This is a genomic window from Streptomyces sp. NPDC048420, from assembly GCF_040651535.1.
Taxonomy (GTDB): Bacteria; Actinomycetota; Actinomycetes; order Streptomycetales; family Streptomycetaceae; genus Streptomyces.
On the sequence record NZ_JBEZKG010000002.1, the window covers coordinates 503,593 to 518,345 of the forward strand.

At 70.4% G+C, this 14,753-nt stretch carries 16 protein-coding genes; 12 read left to right on the forward strand and 4 right to left on the reverse strand.

The genetic code is table 11. From position 1 onward, the window contains the following. The 6 genes from AB0D34_RS05045 (at position 1) to AB0D34_RS05070 (ending at position 6,001) form a co-directional block, all read left to right on the forward strand. On the forward strand, positions 1-636 hold the full coding sequence (locus AB0D34_RS05045; protein ID WP_362656521.1) for a histidine phosphatase family protein: 636 nt from the start codon (positions 1-3) through the stop codon (positions 634-636). Next, positions 633-2,144, forward strand: coding sequence for an FAD-dependent monooxygenase (locus AB0D34_RS05050; protein ID WP_362656524.1), 1,512 nt, complete (start codon positions 633-635; stop codon positions 2,142-2,144). Before AB0D34_RS05045 ends, AB0D34_RS05050 begins: the two co-directional genes overlap by 4 nt. 14 nt (positions 2,145-2,158) lie before the next feature. Next, positions 2,159-3,553 (forward strand): MFS transporter, encoded by a 1,395-nt coding sequence (locus tag AB0D34_RS05055; RefSeq protein WP_362656527.1) that lies wholly within the window; start codon positions 2,159-2,161, stop codon positions 3,551-3,553. Positions 3,554-3,597: 44 nt separating this feature from the next. After that, a complete protein-coding gene (locus AB0D34_RS05060; RefSeq protein ID WP_362656530.1) occupies positions 3,598-4,665 on the forward strand; it encodes a ketoacyl-ACP synthase III family protein in 1,068 nt (355 codons plus the stop codon). 101 nt (positions 4,666-4,766) lie between these two features. After that, a complete protein-coding gene (locus AB0D34_RS05065) occupies positions 4,767-5,024 on the forward strand; it encodes a phosphopantetheine-binding protein (RefSeq protein WP_362656533.1) in 258 nt (85 codons plus the stop codon). Then, positions 5,021-6,001: an aldo/keto reductase gene (locus AB0D34_RS05070; RefSeq protein WP_362656536.1), complete on the forward strand. Its 981-nt coding sequence runs from the start codon at positions 5,021-5,023 to the stop codon at positions 5,999-6,001. Before AB0D34_RS05065 ends, AB0D34_RS05070 begins: the two co-directional genes overlap by 4 nt. 180 nt (positions 6,002-6,181) lie before the next feature. Here the strand turns inward: AB0D34_RS05070 and AB0D34_RS05075 are convergent, their stop codons facing one another. The 3 genes from AB0D34_RS05075 to AB0D34_RS05085 all read right to left on the reverse strand — a co-directional run bounded on the left by AB0D34_RS05075 (position 6,182) and on the right by AB0D34_RS05085 (position 8,928). Further along, complete coding sequence (locus AB0D34_RS05075; protein ID WP_362656539.1) at positions 6,182-6,763, reverse strand: phosphatase PAP2 family protein; 582 nt, start codon at positions 6,761-6,763, stop codon at positions 6,182-6,184. A 55-nt stretch (positions 6,764-6,818) separates the two neighbouring features. Further along, positions 6,819-7,895 (reverse strand): YihY/virulence factor BrkB family protein, encoded by a 1,077-nt coding sequence (locus tag AB0D34_RS05080; protein ID WP_362656542.1) that lies wholly within the window; start codon positions 7,893-7,895, stop codon positions 6,819-6,821. Positions 7,896-7,989: 94 nt separating this feature from the next. Further along, a complete protein-coding gene (locus tag AB0D34_RS05085; protein ID WP_362656545.1) occupies positions 7,990-8,928 on the reverse strand; it encodes a LysR family transcriptional regulator in 939 nt (312 codons plus the stop codon). A gap of 82 nt (positions 8,929-9,010) precedes the next feature. Here AB0D34_RS05085 and AB0D34_RS05090 point away from each other — a divergent pair, with 82 nt between their 5' ends. From AB0D34_RS05090 to AB0D34_RS05110, 5 genes are read left to right on the forward strand one after another with little or no spacing between them, the layout of a single operon-like run. After that, positions 9,011-9,757, forward strand: a complete 747-nt coding sequence (locus AB0D34_RS05090; protein ID WP_362656548.1) for an amino acid ABC transporter ATP-binding protein — start codon at positions 9,011-9,013, stop codon at positions 9,755-9,757. Between the two features lie 53 nt (positions 9,758-9,810). After that, positions 9,811-10,764, forward strand: coding sequence for a glutamate ABC transporter substrate-binding protein (locus AB0D34_RS05095; protein WP_362656551.1), 954 nt, complete (start codon positions 9,811-9,813; stop codon positions 10,762-10,764). Between the two features lie 9 nt (positions 10,765-10,773). Further along, a complete protein-coding gene (locus AB0D34_RS05100; RefSeq protein WP_362656554.1) occupies positions 10,774-11,421 on the forward strand; it encodes an amino acid ABC transporter permease in 648 nt (215 codons plus the stop codon). Then, positions 11,418-12,224: an amino acid ABC transporter permease gene (locus AB0D34_RS05105; RefSeq protein ID WP_362656556.1), complete on the forward strand. Its 807-nt coding sequence runs from the start codon at positions 11,418-11,420 to the stop codon at positions 12,222-12,224. The genes AB0D34_RS05100 and AB0D34_RS05105 overlap by 4 nt, the downstream gene beginning before the upstream one ends. Positions 12,225-12,245: 21 nt before the next feature. Continuing rightward, positions 12,246-13,013, forward strand: coding sequence for a class II glutamine amidotransferase (locus tag AB0D34_RS05110; protein ID WP_362656559.1), 768 nt, complete (start codon positions 12,246-12,248; stop codon positions 13,011-13,013). An 11-nt stretch (positions 13,014-13,024) separates the two neighbouring features. Here AB0D34_RS05110 and AB0D34_RS05115 read toward each other — a convergent pair whose 3' ends face one another. Beyond that, entirely contained in the window at positions 13,025-14,149 is a 1,125-nt protein-coding gene (locus AB0D34_RS05115) for a dihydrofolate reductase family protein (RefSeq protein WP_362656562.1), read from the reverse strand. 71 nt (positions 14,150-14,220) lie between these two features. Between AB0D34_RS05115 and AB0D34_RS05120 the strand changes: the two genes are divergently transcribed. After that, positions 14,221-14,730, forward strand: coding sequence for a MarR family transcriptional regulator (locus AB0D34_RS05120; protein ID WP_362656565.1), 510 nt, complete (start codon positions 14,221-14,223; stop codon positions 14,728-14,730). Positions 14,731-14,753: the final 23 nt, after the last annotated feature.

Sequence of the window (14,753 nt, forward strand, 5' to 3'; positions counted from 1 at the left end):
GTGCTGATCCGGCATGGTGAAACCGCCTACAACCACGAGGGCCGCTTCCAGGCCCACGTCGACATCCCCCTGAACGAAACCGGCCGGGCGCAGGCCCGGGCCGTCGCGCAGCGGCTCGACCGCCGGCGGTGGGACCTGGTGGCCTCCTCCGACCTGAGCAGGTCCGTCGAGACGGCGGACCTGATCGCCCGGCAGATCCGGGCGCCCCGCATCACCGTGCCCGCGCTGCGTGAGCGGGACCTGGGCGAACTCGACGGCCTGTCGGCGAAGGAATACGCCCGGTGCCATCCGGCGGACATGCGTCGGCTGCAGACGGAATACGGCTACGCACCACCCGGCGGGGAGACCGCGACCGCCGCGCTGGACAGGTTCTGCCGGGGGCTGTCCTCGATCGCCGAAGGCCGCCCGCACAGCGCGGGCGCGGACAAGGCCGTGCTCGTGGTCGCGCACGGAGCCGTACTGAAGTTCTTCGGCGCCCGTTTCCTGCGCAGGGACCCGGCCGATGTCGAACTCCCGGGAAATTGCCGGGGAGTCGCGGCGGTCCTCGGCAGGCAGCCGGCGACCGGGGACGGCTGGGCGGACGTGCGCGGGTGGGACGTGGCACCGCACCACTGCGAGAGGAGCTGGGGAGAATGACCGAAGAGGACGACGTCGTGGTCTGCGGAGCGGGCCCGACCGGACTGTGGGTCGCCTGCGAACTGGCCCGGGCCGGCCGAAGCGTACGGATCTTCGACCGGAAGATCCGCCGCAGCCCCCACTCCCGGGCCACCATTCTCTGGCCGCGCATCCTGGAACTCGCCGAACGCATCGACCTCTGCGAGGAGATCGTGGCCACCGGCCACACCTTCCGGGACCTGACCTACTACTCGGAGAAGCGGCTCGCGGCCAGGATCCGGCTCGACTCCCTCCCGCACACCAGGTATCCGTACGGCGTCACGATCCCCCAGGACAGGACCGAGGACCTCCTCACCCGACGGTTCGAGGAACTCGGCGGACGCGTCGAGGACGGATACGAACTCCTCGACATCCGCGAGGAACCGGGGCGTGTCCACTACACGCTCAAGGGCCCCGACGGCGAGAGCGTCGAAGGCGCGGCCAAGTTCCTCGTCGGCGCCGACGGATCCCGCAGCACGGTGCGGGAACTGTGCGGCATCGGGTTCGACGGCATCTCCATGCCGACCAGGCTGATCATCACCGACGCCGAGCTGGACGACCAGCGGACCTCGCAGGAGACGGCGTACTTCTTCACCTCGCACGGCAACGCGGCGATCGCCCCGCTCGGTGACGGCTTCTTCAGGGTGGCCGCCAGCGCCCCGCCCGAGCTCAAGGAGGACGAGGTCCCGGACGCCCGGCACTTCGCGGAGGTGCTCAGGACCCGTGTCCCGGGGGCGCAGAAGCTGCGCGGCATGAGGTTCAGCGCCGTTTTCACGGCGGACGTCAGAACCGCGCGGACCTTCCGCTCAGGACAGCGGGTCTTCCTGGCGGGCGACGCGGCCCACGTCGTGCATCCGGCAGGCGGGCAAGGACTCAACAGCTGCGTCCAGGACGCCGTGAACCTGGCCTGGCGCCTGATCACCGCACTGCGCGACAGCCGGCTCCCGGCCCTGGACTCCTACGGCGCCGAACGAAAGAGCACCATGCAGAAGGTCGGCGCCGACACGGCCAGGCTCGCGCGGATCGGCCTCTTCGAGAAGAGGCGGGACATCCTCCTGCGGGACGCGGCCATGCGGCTGGGTACCGTGTCCGGATTCTTCGACCGGGCGCTGGCACCGAAACTCGCCCAGTTCGACATCGATTACGCGCCCGAGCGCGGCGGGCAGCTCGGCCGACGCGTTCCGTGCACTTATGAGGCCAGGGAAAGCGACGGATTTCTGCGGATCGACCGGCACCGCCACACCGTGGCGCTGCATCCGGGCGAATCGTATTCCTGGAGCGAATGGCAGCAGACCGTACGCCAGGTGCGGGAGAAATGGGGCGAGCGTCTCGCGGTCGTCGATCTGGAAGGGCGCCCCAGCTATCGCCTGGCCAAGCTGCTGAACGGTGCGCCACGCGGAATCGTCGTCCGGCCTGACGGGCACCTCCATGACTTGTTCGACATCACGGACGGGCGGCTCGACGAAAAACTGTCCCCGCTCTCCTCCTGAAGGAAACAGACACAATGCCGCAGCAGAGCAGGAACTCCTCCCCGTCCTACATGTTCGTCGTCCTGGTGGCGTGCGCGGCGATCTTCCTGACCACCCTGGACGTCACGATCGTCAACATCTCGCTGCCGTCGATCAGGGCGGACATCGGTGCGTCGACGGCCAGCCTGCAATGGATCGTGGACGTGTACACCCTGACGTTCGCCGGGCTGATGCTGACCTCCGGGGCGATCGCCGACAGGCTGGGCAGCAACCGGGTGTTCACCGTGGGCCTGGTCGTCTTCGGTCTGGGAAGCCTGTGCTGTGGGCTCGCCGATTCCATGCCCCAGCTGCTGGCCGCCCGGATCGTGCAGGGCGTCGGGTCCGCCGCGCTGCTGCCGTCGTCGCTGGCGATCCTGCGCCACGACATCGAGGACCCCGAGCGGCGCAGCCGGGCCATCGGCACCTGGGCCGCGGGCGGGGCCGTCTCCCTGTCGGCCGGCCCTGTCCTCGGCGGGGTGGTGACCGAGTTGCTGTCGTGGCAGTACATCTTCTTCCTCAACATCCCCTTCGTCGTCCTCAGCCTGGTCGTCTCGGTGCGGCTGAGGCCGTCCCCTCGCACATACAAGCGGATCGACTGGATCGGCCAGATCTGCTTCGTCCTGGCCGCGATCGGCGTGACCTACTCGGTCATCGAGGTCGGTGAGAACAAGCGGGTCTCACCGGACTCGGCAGTGCTCCTCGGCGCGTCCGTGGTGATGGCCGTGCTGTTCGTCCTGCACGAACGCAGGTTCCGGGACCCGGTCCTGCCGCCCTCGCTGCTGAAGAACGCCGCGTTCAACGGGTCGGTCCTGTCCGGAGTGTTCCTGAACATCGCGAACTTCGGGTTCCTGTTCGTCTTCGGCATCGTGCTGCAGCAGATCTTCGGCTACACACCCTTCGTGTCGGGGCTGCTGTTCCTGCCGATGACACTGACCCTCGGGTTCACCAACCTCCAGGTGCGACGCCTGACGAAGAGGTGGAGCGAAACCGGACTGATCGCCGCCGGGCTGCTCCTGGAGGTCGTCGGATTCATCGGGATCATTCCGTCGATCCAGGAACACTCGACGGTTCTCCTGGCGGTGAGCACCGTTCCCATGGGAATCGGAGCGGGAATCGCCGCGCCCTGTCTGAACTCCGTGATGATCAACAATGTGGACTCGTCCCTGAGCGGGGTCGCGTCCGGTGCCCTGAATGCGCTGCGGCAGATCGGCAGCGCCCTGGGGGTCGCCCTGTTCGGCGCGATCATGTACGCGATGGATTCGCTGGAGACCGGTTTCTCGGTCGCCTCGGGAATGGCGATCGTCGTTCTCGTGACGGCGACCGTCATTTCCTGGTGGGTCTTCCGCGGGCACGCGCCCTCTGCTGCCCAGGCCGCGCGAAGTGCCGCTTGACGGGCCTGATTTCCCCACGATCCCCCGGCTCGAAAGGACTTCCCATGCCCCCTGCCCAGAACACCGACACCCGTCCTGACATAGCGGTGTCGACCAACGTCTCCCCCTTCTACGTGTCCTCCCCGGCCGTCTTCCTCCCGGAGGGCCAGTCGACCGCCAAGGAAGCCGTCGCCGACGGGAAACTCACCCAGGACGAGGCCGACGGCCTCGGCATCGAGTCGGTGCGGGAGGCACCCGGCGCATCGGGACCGGAGCTCGCGGTCCTGGCGGCCACCGACACCCTGCGTCGGTCGGGCATCGAGGGATCGGAGATCAGCTGCCTGGTCCACTCCTGGATCCATCACTCCGGCCACGACCTGTGGTCCCCCGCCCACTACATCGCCGACCGACTCGACCTGCGCTTCTGCACCCCGTTCGCCGCCCAGCACCTCAGCAACGGCGCCGCGCTCTCCCTGGACCTCGCCGCGTCCTGGCTGGCCACCCACCCGGGCGGGCACTGCCTCGTGACGACCGGCGACGTGTTCCCGGACCACAACTTCGACCGCTGGGCCTGCGACTACGGGGTGGTCTGCGGCGACGGCGGCACCGCCGCCCTGGTCTCCACGACCCCGGTCCCGGACGCGATCACGGTCCACGCGGTGTTCCACGCCTCGCTCTCCGAGCTGGAGGTGATGCACCGCTGCGGCAACCCCCTCGGCCCCGTCGAGGAGATGTACGGCAAGCCCATCGACATACGCCGGGCCAAGCGCGCGTACTTCCGGCAGCACGGCACCGAGGCGTTCGCCGCGCTCAGCCGTGACGTCATCGCCACCGTGATCCGCACGGCCGCCGGTTTCGGCGACCGCCACCTGCCCGGCTTCACGCTCGCGGACGCCTACCTGCCCCGCATCGGCCGGGCCGGCTTCGACGCGACGTACGCCGCTCCGGTGCGGCGCCTGACGGGCGTGGTCCCGCGCTTCCACAGCGACCCCAGCGGACACATCGGCTCCGGCGACCTGACCGCCAACTGCGTGGAAGTCCTCAAGGACCGCACGGGCAGCAGGCGTTACAGCCTGATGCTCTCCGCCGGGGCGGGCTTCACCTGGACGGCGATGCTCGTCAGCACGGACTGATCCCCACGGACCTTCTCCCGATGTCCCGCTCCCCCCCCTCACACCCCCCCTCACAACCCCTCCCTCACAACCCCCGCTCACGCAACCCGAGAGGTGACGCAATGACCGACTCCGTGGCCACGATGATCTCCGAGATCCTCACCGGAAAGTTCGACGTCCTGCCCGAGGACGTGACGAACGAAGCCGTGCTCGAGGACCTGGACCTCGACTCCCTGGCCCTGGTGGAGCTCTCCCTGATCCTGGAGCAGCGCCTCGGCATCTCCATAGGTGACGGCACGCTCAACAGCCGGCAGACCATCGACCAGGCCGCCGGGGCGGTCGACGCCCTGGCCGCCGCGGAGCGGGAAGGGGCGGCATGAAGTACGTGAAACTCGGCTCGTCCGGCCTGAAGGTGTCGCCCCTGGCACTGGGCTGTATGAGCTACGGCGAGCCGCACCTCGGCACACATCCCTGGTCGCTGCCCGAGCAGGAGAGCGTCCCCTTCATCGCCCAGGCACTGGATCTGGGCATCAACTTCTTCGACACCGCCAACATCTACTCGCTCGGCACCAGCGAGGAGTTCCTGGGCCGGGCCGTGCGGAAGCTGACCCGGCGTGAGGACGTCGTCATCGCCACCAAGGTGTACGAGAAGATGCACGACGGCCCGCTGGCCGGCGGCCTGTCCCGCTCGGCGATCATGCGCGAGGTCGACGCGAGCCTGCGCCGCCTCGGCACCGACTACATCGACCTGTACATCATCCACCGCTGGGACTACGACACCCCCGTCGAGGAGACGATGGAGGCGCTGCACGACGTGGTGAAGGCCGGCAAGGCCCGCTACCTCGGCGCCTCCTCGATGCACACCTGGCAGTTCGTGAGGGCGCAGTACGTGGCCGACCTGCACGGCTGGACCCGGTTCGTCAGCATGCAGAACCACTACAACCTCATCAACCGTGAGGAAGAGCGGGAGATGCTGCCGTACTGCGGGGCCGAGGGCGTCGCCGTCACCCCGTGGAGCCCGCTCGCCCGCGGCCGACTCACCCGCCCCTGGGACGAACAGTCGCCGCGCACCGCGGGCGACCCGATCCAGCAGCAGTTCTACGGCCCCACCGAGACGTCCGACCGTGAGGTGGCCGGGGTGGTCGCGGAGATCGCCAAGGAGCGCGGCGTTCCCATGGCCCAGGTGGCGCTCGCCTGGGTCCTGCAACGCCCGGCCGTGGTCGCCCCGGTGATCGGCGCGACCCGACCGCACCATCTGACGGACGCCGTGGCCGCCATGGACCTGGTTCTCGAGGAGGAGGAGCTGAACCGCCTGGAGGCGCCGTATGTGCCGCACGCGGTCGTCGAATACGTGTGACCACAGTACGGATCACGCGAGCGACGCGCCCTGCTCCCTGCGGCGCTCGGGCCGGCTCGGGCGCCGTGGCGCGCCGTCCACAACCACGCGCGGCGGCTACGGCGAGTCGACGAGGGTCTCGGTGACCGTCCGCAGTTTCGTGTTGCTGTTCATCGACACCGCGCGCAGCAGATCCCTCTTTCAGGACCAGCAGTTCCGCCGCCTTGCTCGGGCTCGAAACGTTGCGAGCACGCGTCGCCGCAGCAGGGTCGGTGCGGCCCGGGACAGGGCGGCCGCGGCCAGTCCGATGACGCCGCCGACGGCCACGTCGGAGGGGTAGTGCGCCCCGCTGTGCACCCGCTGCGCCGCCACCATCACCGCGGTCGCCCCGCACACCGCACCGGCCGCGGGCCACGACGGCGCGACGGCCCCCGTGAAGGCGAACGCGGCGGCCGTGTGCCCGGAGGGAAAGGAGGAGCTGTCCGGGCGCTCCCGGAGATGTTCCGGCGGCACCCATTCCGGTGGCGGGCGACGGCGCCGGCACAGCTGCTTGGCGACCGCGTTGGAGAGCAGTTCGGCCGTTGCCATGGCCGCGATCCCGGTGACGGCGGCCGTCCGGCCCCGCCATCCTCCGACGGCGGTCATCACCGCGGCCGCGGCCCACCAGACCTTGGTGTGCTCGGCCGCCTCCTCCACCGCGGGCGCCACCCGCCGCACCCACCAGGGCCCCCGGGCGATCACCTGCCTGGAAATCCGGCGATCCCCTTCGTGCAGATCCGCCATCGCTCCCATGACCAGCCGACTTCCCGTCCGCAGAGCACTCACACGGGCACGGCGCTCAGATCGGCCCCTGTGCGCGGCGACGGTCCTCCTCGTCCCACTTCCGGGTGTCCCTCGCCTGGACGTAGGGCTCTTCGCCGGCCGGGTGTCCACCCGCGACGGCCCGCTGGCGGGCCAGCTCCGCGTCGAACTCCAGGCCGAGCAGCAGGGCCAGGTTCGTGATCCACAGCCACACCAGGAAGATGATCACACCGGCGAGTGTGCCGTACGTCTTGTTGTACGAGCCGAAGTTCGCCACGTAGAACGCGAACCCGGCGGAAGCGATCATCCAGATCACCAGCGCGAGGAAGCTGCCCGGGGTGATCCACCGGAAGCCGCGGACCTTGGCGTTCGGGGTCGCCCAGTACAGGAGCGCGATCATGACCGTGACCAGCACGACCAGCACCGGCCACTTCGCGATGGACCACACCGTCAGTGCCGTGTCACCCACCCCGAGGGCGGACCCCAGCTCCCGCGCGAGCCCGCCGGTGAACACGACGATCAACGCGCTGATCACCGCCATCACCATCAGCACCACGGTCACCCCGACCCGCACCGGCAGCACCTTCCACACCGGACGGCCCTCGGGGACGTCGTAGACCGCGTTGGCGCTGCGGATGAACGCGGCGACAAAGCCGGACGCCGACCACACCGCGAGCACCAGACCGACGATCGCCATGATCGAGCCGAGTCCGGCGTTGCCCTGCATCTGCTGTACCGCGTTGCGCAGGACGTCCTGTGCCGCGCCGGGGGCGAGCTTCTGGATGTTGTCCAGCACCTGCTGCGTCGCCGACCTGCCGATGATCCCCAGCAGGGACACGAGCGCCAGCAGTGCCGGGAACAGCGCCAGGATCCCGTAGTAGGTCAGCGCGGCGGCCCGGTCGGTCAGCTCGTCCCGCTTGAACTCCTTCAGGGTGCCTTTCAGAACCGCGCTCCAGGAGCGCCTGGGCAGATCCGTCGGAGTGTCCGGCGCCTGCCGCTCCACCTGCTCGTCGGGCCCGGCAGCCGGTGCCCGCGCGGTCTCGGCCTCCTGGCCTGCCGCTACGTGCCCGCCGTGCCCGCTGTGCCTTCCATGCCGTTTCACCGTCCGTACCATGCCGGACGAGTATCCGGCTCGGACCCGCCCATACCTCTATTCACCGCAAATCGGGCATTTCTGAAATTCGGTTCGTGCTCGGCCGTGACACGGATCAGGGAACCGCCGTCACGGTCCGCCGCGCCGCCTCGCGGAGTGTGGTGAGCAGGGCGGAGGCCGCCGGGATGGCCAGGGCGTCCGGCCACAGGAGGGCGAAGACATGGCGGACGGGCCAGCCCGACAGCGGACGGGCCACCACTCGGGGGTCGGCGTGGGCGGAGACGCCCAGTTCGTTGAGGACCGCCAGGCCTATCCGGTGGGCGACCAGGCGGTGCAGGGTGAGCTGGTCGTCGGCGGTGGCGGCGACGCGCGGGATGAAGCCGGCCTCCCGGCAGGCGGCCAGGAAGCGGCTGCGGCCGGACTCCAGCACCCAGCGCTCGTCGGCGAGGTCCGCCAGCGAGACGGTGGGTCCCGCCGCGGCCGGGTGATCGGCGGGGAGCAGGACGCAGCGGCGGTCGGTGAGCAGGGGGACGCGGCGCAGCCGGGGGTCGATGAGGAGGGGATCGCTCGGGTCCTCCTCCGCGGCGGTCGGCGCCATCGCCTCCACGTCGCACATCACCGCCAGTTCCACCTCCCCCTCCAGCAGCAGCCCGTGCGAGACGCGGCACTCCGCCTGGGTGACCGTCACCTCAAGTTCCGGGTGCGTGCGCCGCAGCGCGCCGAGGGCCCGGGGGACCAGGGTCACGCAGCTGCTCTGCATCGCGGCGAGCCGGACCCGGCCGCCGCCCGGCGAGGCCAGCAGGGAGAGCTCCTCCTCGGCGCCGCGCAGGGCCGACAGGACCGTGGCCGCGTGGCGGGCCAGTGCGTGGCCGGCCGGGGTGAGGCGGATCCCGCGGCCGCGACGGGTGACCAGGGGCGTGCCGACAGCGCGTTCCAGCATCCGCATCTGGTAGCTGATGGCGGGCTGGGTGTATCCGAGGGCCTCCGCGGCGGCGGTGTAGGTGCCGGTCCGGGCGACCTCGGCGAGGACCTGCAGCTGTCGGGGGTCGTACATCCGGCAAGCATAAAGAGCCTTTATTAATTCCCGGTGACATTCGAATTGGACCGCCAGGAGCGGGCCCGCCCATGCTTAGCGCGTGCCTACGGACCGTGTTCTCGTACAACTCGAGAAAGTGAACAAGCACTTCGGGGAGCAGCATGTCCTGCGGGACGTCGATCTCGAAGTGCGGGCCGGAGAGGTCGTCGTCCTGATCGGGGCGTCCGGCTCCGGGAAGTCCACGCTGTGCCGGTGCGTGAACCGGCTGGAGACCATCGACTCCGGGCGGGTCCTCCTCGACGGGGTTCCACTGCCCGAGGAGGGACGGGAGTTGGCCCGGCTGCGGGCGCGGGTGGGGATGGTCTTCCAGTCGTTCAACCTGTTCGCGCATCTCAGCGTGGTCGAGAATCTGTGCCTCGCGCCGGTGCGGGTGCGCGGCCGGCCCCGTGACCAGGCCGCCGAACGCGCCCGTGAGCTGCTGGCCAGGGTCGGGCTCGCCGACAAGGCGGACGCCCACCCGGGGCAGTTGTCCGGCGGGCAGCAGCAACGCGTCGCCATCGCACGGGCGTTGGCCATGGATCCCGAGGTGCTGCTCTTCGACGAGCCGACCTCCGCGCTCGACCCCGAGATGGTCGGCGAGGTGCTCGACGTCATGGCGGACCTCGCGGCCGACGGGATGACCATGCTCGTCGTCACCCATGAGATGGGCTTCGCGCGGCGGGTGGCCGACCGGGTCGTCTTCCTCGACCGCGGGCGGGTCGAGGAGACCGCGGCGCCCGACGAATTCTTCGACGGTCCGCGTTCGGCAAGGGCGCGGGAATTCCTGTCGAAGGTTCTGTCCCACTGAAATTCCCCGGTTGTGCAAAGAGTTCGAAGAACCCCAGGAAAAGGACTTCGTTTATGAGAACGCGCCGCCTGCTCACCGCCGCCTGTGTCCCCGCCGCGCTCGCCCTCACCCTCACCGCCTGTGGCGGCGGTCCGGCGGCGCTTCCGTCGGCCTCCGGCCCGTCGTCGGCCGAAGGCTCCCCGGCTTCCGGTGACAGCTACCAGCAGGTCCTCGACGCCGCTCCCGTGGCCGCCGCGAGCCGGATACCGTCCGGCAGCCTCATGGCCACCATCAAGAAGCGCGGCACGCTCGTCGTCGGCGGCACCGACACCGCCGCCCTGTTCTCCCTGAAGGACCCGGTCACCGGCAAGCTCACCGGCTTCGACGCGGGCCTCGCGGCGATGCTCGCGAAGTACATCACCGGCAGTACGAAGACCAAGCTCGTGCAGGTCGACGTCGCCACCCGCGAGCAGCTGCTGCGCAACGGCACCGTCGACACCGTGTTCGCCACCTACTCCATCACCCCGGAACGGGCGAAGAAGGTCGACTTCGCGGGGCCGTACTACTCCTCGGGGAACGCGATCCTCACCAAGAAGGGCGACACCGCCATCACGTCCGTCAGGGACCTGAACGGCAAGAACGTCTGCGCGCAGAGCGGTTCGACGGCCGCCGGCAACATCAAGGACTTCGCGCCCAAGGCGAACGTCCTGCTCTTCGACGGCAACAGCCAGTGCGTGCAAGCCGTGCAGCAGGGCCGCGCCGACGCCTACGTCAACGACCAGGCGCTGCTCGTGGGGGTCCAGTACCGCGACTCGTCGGTGCAGGTGGTCGGCAAGCCGTTCACGACCGACCCGTACGGCATCGGCGTACCGAAGCAGGACCCGGAGATGAAGGAGTTCGTCGACGCCTGGCTGAAGACGATCGAGACCGACGGGCTGTGGGCGAAGCTGTGGAAGGCGACGCTGGGCACCGCCGTGACCGGTGCGGCGCCGAAGCCGCCGGTGATCGGCTCGGCCGAGGGCAGCTGACCGGGCGCCATGACCGACCATCTCCCCGCCATAGCGGTCCAGTTGGGCCACGGGCTGCTGCTGACGCTCGCCCTGACCGCGCTCGTCTTCGCGGGCGCGGTCCTCACCGGAGTCCTCCTGGCCGTCCTGCGGATCAGCCCGGTGGCCCCGCTGCGGGCCTTCGGCGCCGCGTACGTCGGCGTGTTCCGCAACATCCCCCTCCTGGTCCTGCTCGTGCTGTTCGTGTTCGGACTGCCCGACCTCGGGCTGCTGTACCCGCTGTTCGCCACGGCCGCCACGGCGATGGCCCTGTACTGGGCCGCGTTCGTGTGCGAGGTCGTGCGCTCCGGGGTACGGGCCGTGCCACGCGGGCAGGTGGAGGCGGCCCGGGCGCTCGGACTCGGCTTCGGCGCGTGTCTGCGGTACGTGATCCTGCCGCAGGCGATCCGGCCCATGGTGCAGCCGCTGGGCAGCATCTTCATCGGCTGCGCGCTCAGTACGTCGCTGGCGGCCGCGGTGGGTGTGGCCGAACTGTCGGGCCAGTCCCAGTTCCTGACGCTCCGGTACGACCAGCCGCTCACCACCTTCGCGATCACCACGGTGGTCTACGTCGCGATCACGCTGACGTCGGCTCTGCTCGCGGGGCGCGTCGAGCGGAGACTGGCGGTGGCCCGATGAGGAAACCCAGCGACGACCTCCACCTCCTCTTCGACACCCCCGGCCCCCGCGCCCGCCGCCGTATCCACATCGCCACGGCGGTCTCCCTGTCGGCCCTCGCCGTCCTACTGGCCCTGGCGGTAAGGCAGTTCGCCGCCCATGGTCAGCTGGATCGCAGCCAGTGGTGGATGTTCGCCCAGTGGCCGGTGCTCCGCTTCCTCCTGGACGGTCTCGGCCACACCCTCCTCGCCACCGCGGTCGCCGCCGCCCTCGCCTTCCCGCTGGGCGGACTGGTCGCGCTCGCCCGTCTGGCCCGGTCCCGGGCGCTGAGGGCGGTGGCGCGGACGTACGTCGAACTCTTCCGCTCCGTACCGCTGCTGCTCCTGCTGTACGTCTTCCTGTTCGGGCTGCCGAGCGTCGGCCTCACCCTCCCGGTGTTCTGGCAGCTGGTGGTCCCGATCGTGCTCGGCAACGCCGCCGTGGTCGCGGAGATCTTCCGGGCCGGGGTGCTGAACCTGCCGCGCGGACAGACGGAGGCCGCGCACAGCCTCGGCATGACGTACGGCCAGACCCTTCGGCACGTGGTGATCCCGCAGGCGCTGCGGGCCCTGGCACCCGCCCTGGTCAGCCAGTTGATACGGCTGCTGAAGGACTCCACGCTCGGCTACGTGGTGAGCTACCTCGAACTGCTGCACCAGGCAAAGGTGTTGGGCGAGTACTACCACGCCGTGCTGTCCACCTACCTGGTCGCGGCGGTGGCCTTCATCGCCGTCAACGCGGCCCTGTCCAGGACGGCCTCCTGGCTGGAATCCCGCCGTTCCTGAAACCCGTGAGGAAGATCAAGCATGTGCCGCCTGCTCGGCGTCGTCACCCGCACTCCCCTGCCCCTGGCCGAAGCCCTCGGCGAACTGACCGCCCCCTTCACCGAGTTGGGCCGTGAACACCGCGACGGCTGGGGCATCGCCGCCTGGCCGCGGCAGGGCGCGGGCCCGCGGATCGTCAAGGACACCGACCCGGCCGCCGCGAACACCCGCTGGGATCAGACCCTCAGCGGCACGGTCACCGACTGCGCCCTGCTGCACCTGCGCCTGGCGAGCCCCGGGCTGCCGGTCGTGCCGGGCAACACCCACCCCTTCACCGCAGGGACCCTCGCCTTCGCGCACAACGGGTTCTTCTCGCCGTACGACGCCCTCGACGAGCTCATCGACGCCGACCTGCTCGCCGGGGCGGCCGGGTCCACCGACTCCGAGCGGTTCTTCCTGCGGGTGCTGACGCTGCTGCGGGACGAGGACCCGGTCGACGCCCTCGCACAGGCCGCCGAGGACGTACGGGCCCGCGCGTCCTTCGCGAGCCTCAACTGTCTGCTGCTGACCGGGGAGGCGCTGTACGCGTACTCCGACGAGGACCCGGAGTCCGAGGTCAGCCGGCGGCGCGGGCCCGACTTCTTCCGGCTGCGCTACCTGGTGGACGGGGAGCGGGTGGTCGTGGCGTCGAGCGGGGTGCCGCAGCCGGACGGGGAGTGGAGTGTGCTGCCGTACCGGCGGGTGCTGGAGATCCGCCGCACCGGCCTGCGGGTGTCCGTCCACCGGGTGTCGTCGCCGGTATGTCCCTGAGCGCGGCGAGGTCAGAGCAGGTGACGGTTGGGCGCCTTCGCCCGCTCCTCGTACTCGCCGAGGACGACGACGTCCACGCCCTTCCCGGTGAGCAGCCCCGTCCCGTCGGCGTCCTCGACGAAGGTGTCCGGCTCGCGCCAGGCCGTCACCACCCGGCGTACTCCCGCGTCCAGGATCAGCCGCGCGCAGGGGGCCGGCCGGGAGGCGCGGCGGGTGCAGGGCTCCAGGCTGGTGTACACCGTGGCGGTGGCCAGCCGCGGGTCGTCCGCGGCGATCTTCGCCAGGGCCGCCTCCTCCGCGTGGACGACCGGGTCGTCGCCCTCCCGGGAGTGGCCGCGGGCGAGTTCGGTGCCGTCGGCGGCGACCACGACCGCGCCCACACTGAAGGCGGTGGACGAGGGCGGGCACCGGTCCGCCAGCTCGCAGGCCAGTGAGAGCCAGTGGTGGTCGGCGGCGGACGGCCGCAGGCCGGTGCCGGGGGCCGTGGGCTCGTAGCGCATCAGGACCACGTCCTCGATACGGCGGGTCTCCACGAGGCGCAGTCGGCCGCCCTGGTAGGCGCCCGGACCGAAGAGGCGGGGCGCGTCCGGATCGCCGACGAACAGCGGGGCCAGCACCAGCTGCACCTCGTCGGCCAGGCCCTGCTGGAGCAGCTGGGTGTGGATACGGCCGCCGCCCTCGACCATCAGACGCCGTACCCCCCTGTCGTACAGGTCCCGCAGGAGCCGCCGCCAGTCCAGCGAGGTCCCGAGGGAGACCACGTCGGCCGCCGGACCCACCGCACGGGCCCGCTCCGCGCCCTGCTCCGTCGTATAGACGAGCTTGTCGCCGCCCGTGTGCCAGAAGTTCGCGGCCGGGTCCAGGTCGCCCGAGCCGCTGACCGTGACCTTCAGGGGGTACGGCGGTTTCCCGGCCGCGACCCGGGCCGCGCGGCGTTCCTCGGAGTTCACCAGCAGGCGGGGGTTGTCGGCGCGGATGGTGCCGGCGCCGATGAGGATCGCGTCCACGGAGGCGCGGACCTCGTCGACGCGGTCGAAGTCGGCGGGGCTGGAGAGCAGGAGGCGGTCCGGGCCGGTGTCGTCGAGGTAGCCGTCCAGGGAGACGGCGGCGGAGAGGAGGACGTACGGGTGGGGCATTCGGCGCGCTCCCCGGCTGGTCGATGGACGGCGATCTTGGTTCAAGTTTGAAGCAAACCTACACTGGGTGCATGACGACCCGCTGGCTCAGCCCCGACGAGCAGCGCGCCTGGCGCGCGTACATCGCCGCCTCGCTGCTCCTGGAGGACACCATCGACCGGCAGCTCCAGCAGGAGGCCGGCATGCCGCACCTGTACTACTCCATCCTGGCCAACCTCTCCGAGATGCCGGATCGGCGGCTGCGGATGACCGATCTCGCCGAGGGGCTGAAGATCACCCGGCCCCGGCTGACCTATGCCGTCGCCCGGCTGGAGAAGGACGGGCTGGTGCGGCGCGAGAGCTGTCAGTGGGACAAGCGGGGGAGTATCGCGGTGCTCACGGACGAGGGTATGGCGGTGCTGGAGCGGGCGGCGCCGGGGCATGTGGCGACGGTCCGTGCCGCGCTCATCGACCGGCTCACCCCCGAGCAGGTGGGGCAACTGGAGGAGATCTTCACCAGCGTCACCGAGGGGCTCCAGGGCGACGACGCCGCCTCCGGCGAGGTCCCGTGGCGCCGCCGCTCCTCGCCGTCCTGCTCGTGACGAGCGCCATAATCCTGTTGCTT

What these genes read in the sequence shown, in the direction of transcription:
- AB0D34_RS05050 (WP_362656524.1), top strand. Translation starts at nt 633, where the DNA reads ATGACCGAAGAGGACGACGTCGTGGTCTGCGGAGCGGGCCCGACCGGA.
- AB0D34_RS05055 (WP_362656527.1), top strand. Translation starts at nt 2,159, where the DNA reads ATGCCGCAGCAGAGCAGGAACTCCTCCCCGTCCTACATGTTCGTCGTC.
- AB0D34_RS05060 (WP_362656530.1), top strand. Translation starts at nt 3,598, where the DNA reads ATGCCCCCTGCCCAGAACACCGACACCCGTCCTGACATAGCGGTGTCG.
- AB0D34_RS05065 (WP_362656533.1), top strand. Translation starts at nt 4,767, where the DNA reads ATGACCGACTCCGTGGCCACGATGATCTCCGAGATCCTCACCGGAAAG.
- AB0D34_RS05070 (WP_362656536.1), top strand. Translation starts at nt 5,021, where the DNA reads ATGAAGTACGTGAAACTCGGCTCGTCCGGCCTGAAGGTGTCGCCCCTG.
- AB0D34_RS05075 (WP_362656539.1), bottom strand. Translation starts at nt 6,763, where the DNA reads ATGGCGGATCTGCACGAAGGGGATCGCCGGATTTCCAGGCAGGTGATC.
- AB0D34_RS05080 (WP_362656542.1), bottom strand. Translation starts at nt 7,895, where the DNA reads ATGGTACGGACGGTGAAACGGCATGGAAGGCACAGCGGGCACGGCGGG.
- AB0D34_RS05085 (WP_362656545.1), bottom strand. Translation starts at nt 8,928, where the DNA reads ATGTACGACCCCCGACAGCTGCAGGTCCTCGCCGAGGTCGCCCGGACC.
- AB0D34_RS05095 (WP_362656551.1), top strand. Translation starts at nt 9,811, where the DNA reads ATGAGAACGCGCCGCCTGCTCACCGCCGCCTGTGTCCCCGCCGCGCTC.
- AB0D34_RS05100 (WP_362656554.1), top strand. Translation starts at nt 10,774, where the DNA reads ATGACCGACCATCTCCCCGCCATAGCGGTCCAGTTGGGCCACGGGCTG.
- AB0D34_RS05105 (WP_362656556.1), top strand. Translation starts at nt 11,418, where the DNA reads ATGAGGAAACCCAGCGACGACCTCCACCTCCTCTTCGACACCCCCGGC.
- AB0D34_RS05110 (WP_362656559.1), top strand. Translation starts at nt 12,246, where the DNA reads ATGTGCCGCCTGCTCGGCGTCGTCACCCGCACTCCCCTGCCCCTGGCC.
- AB0D34_RS05115 (WP_362656562.1), bottom strand. Translation starts at nt 14,149, where the DNA reads ATGCCCCACCCGTACGTCCTCCTCTCCGCCGCCGTCTCCCTGGACGGC.
- AB0D34_RS05120 (WP_362656565.1), top strand. Translation starts at nt 14,221, where the DNA reads ATGACGACCCGCTGGCTCAGCCCCGACGAGCAGCGCGCCTGGCGCGCG.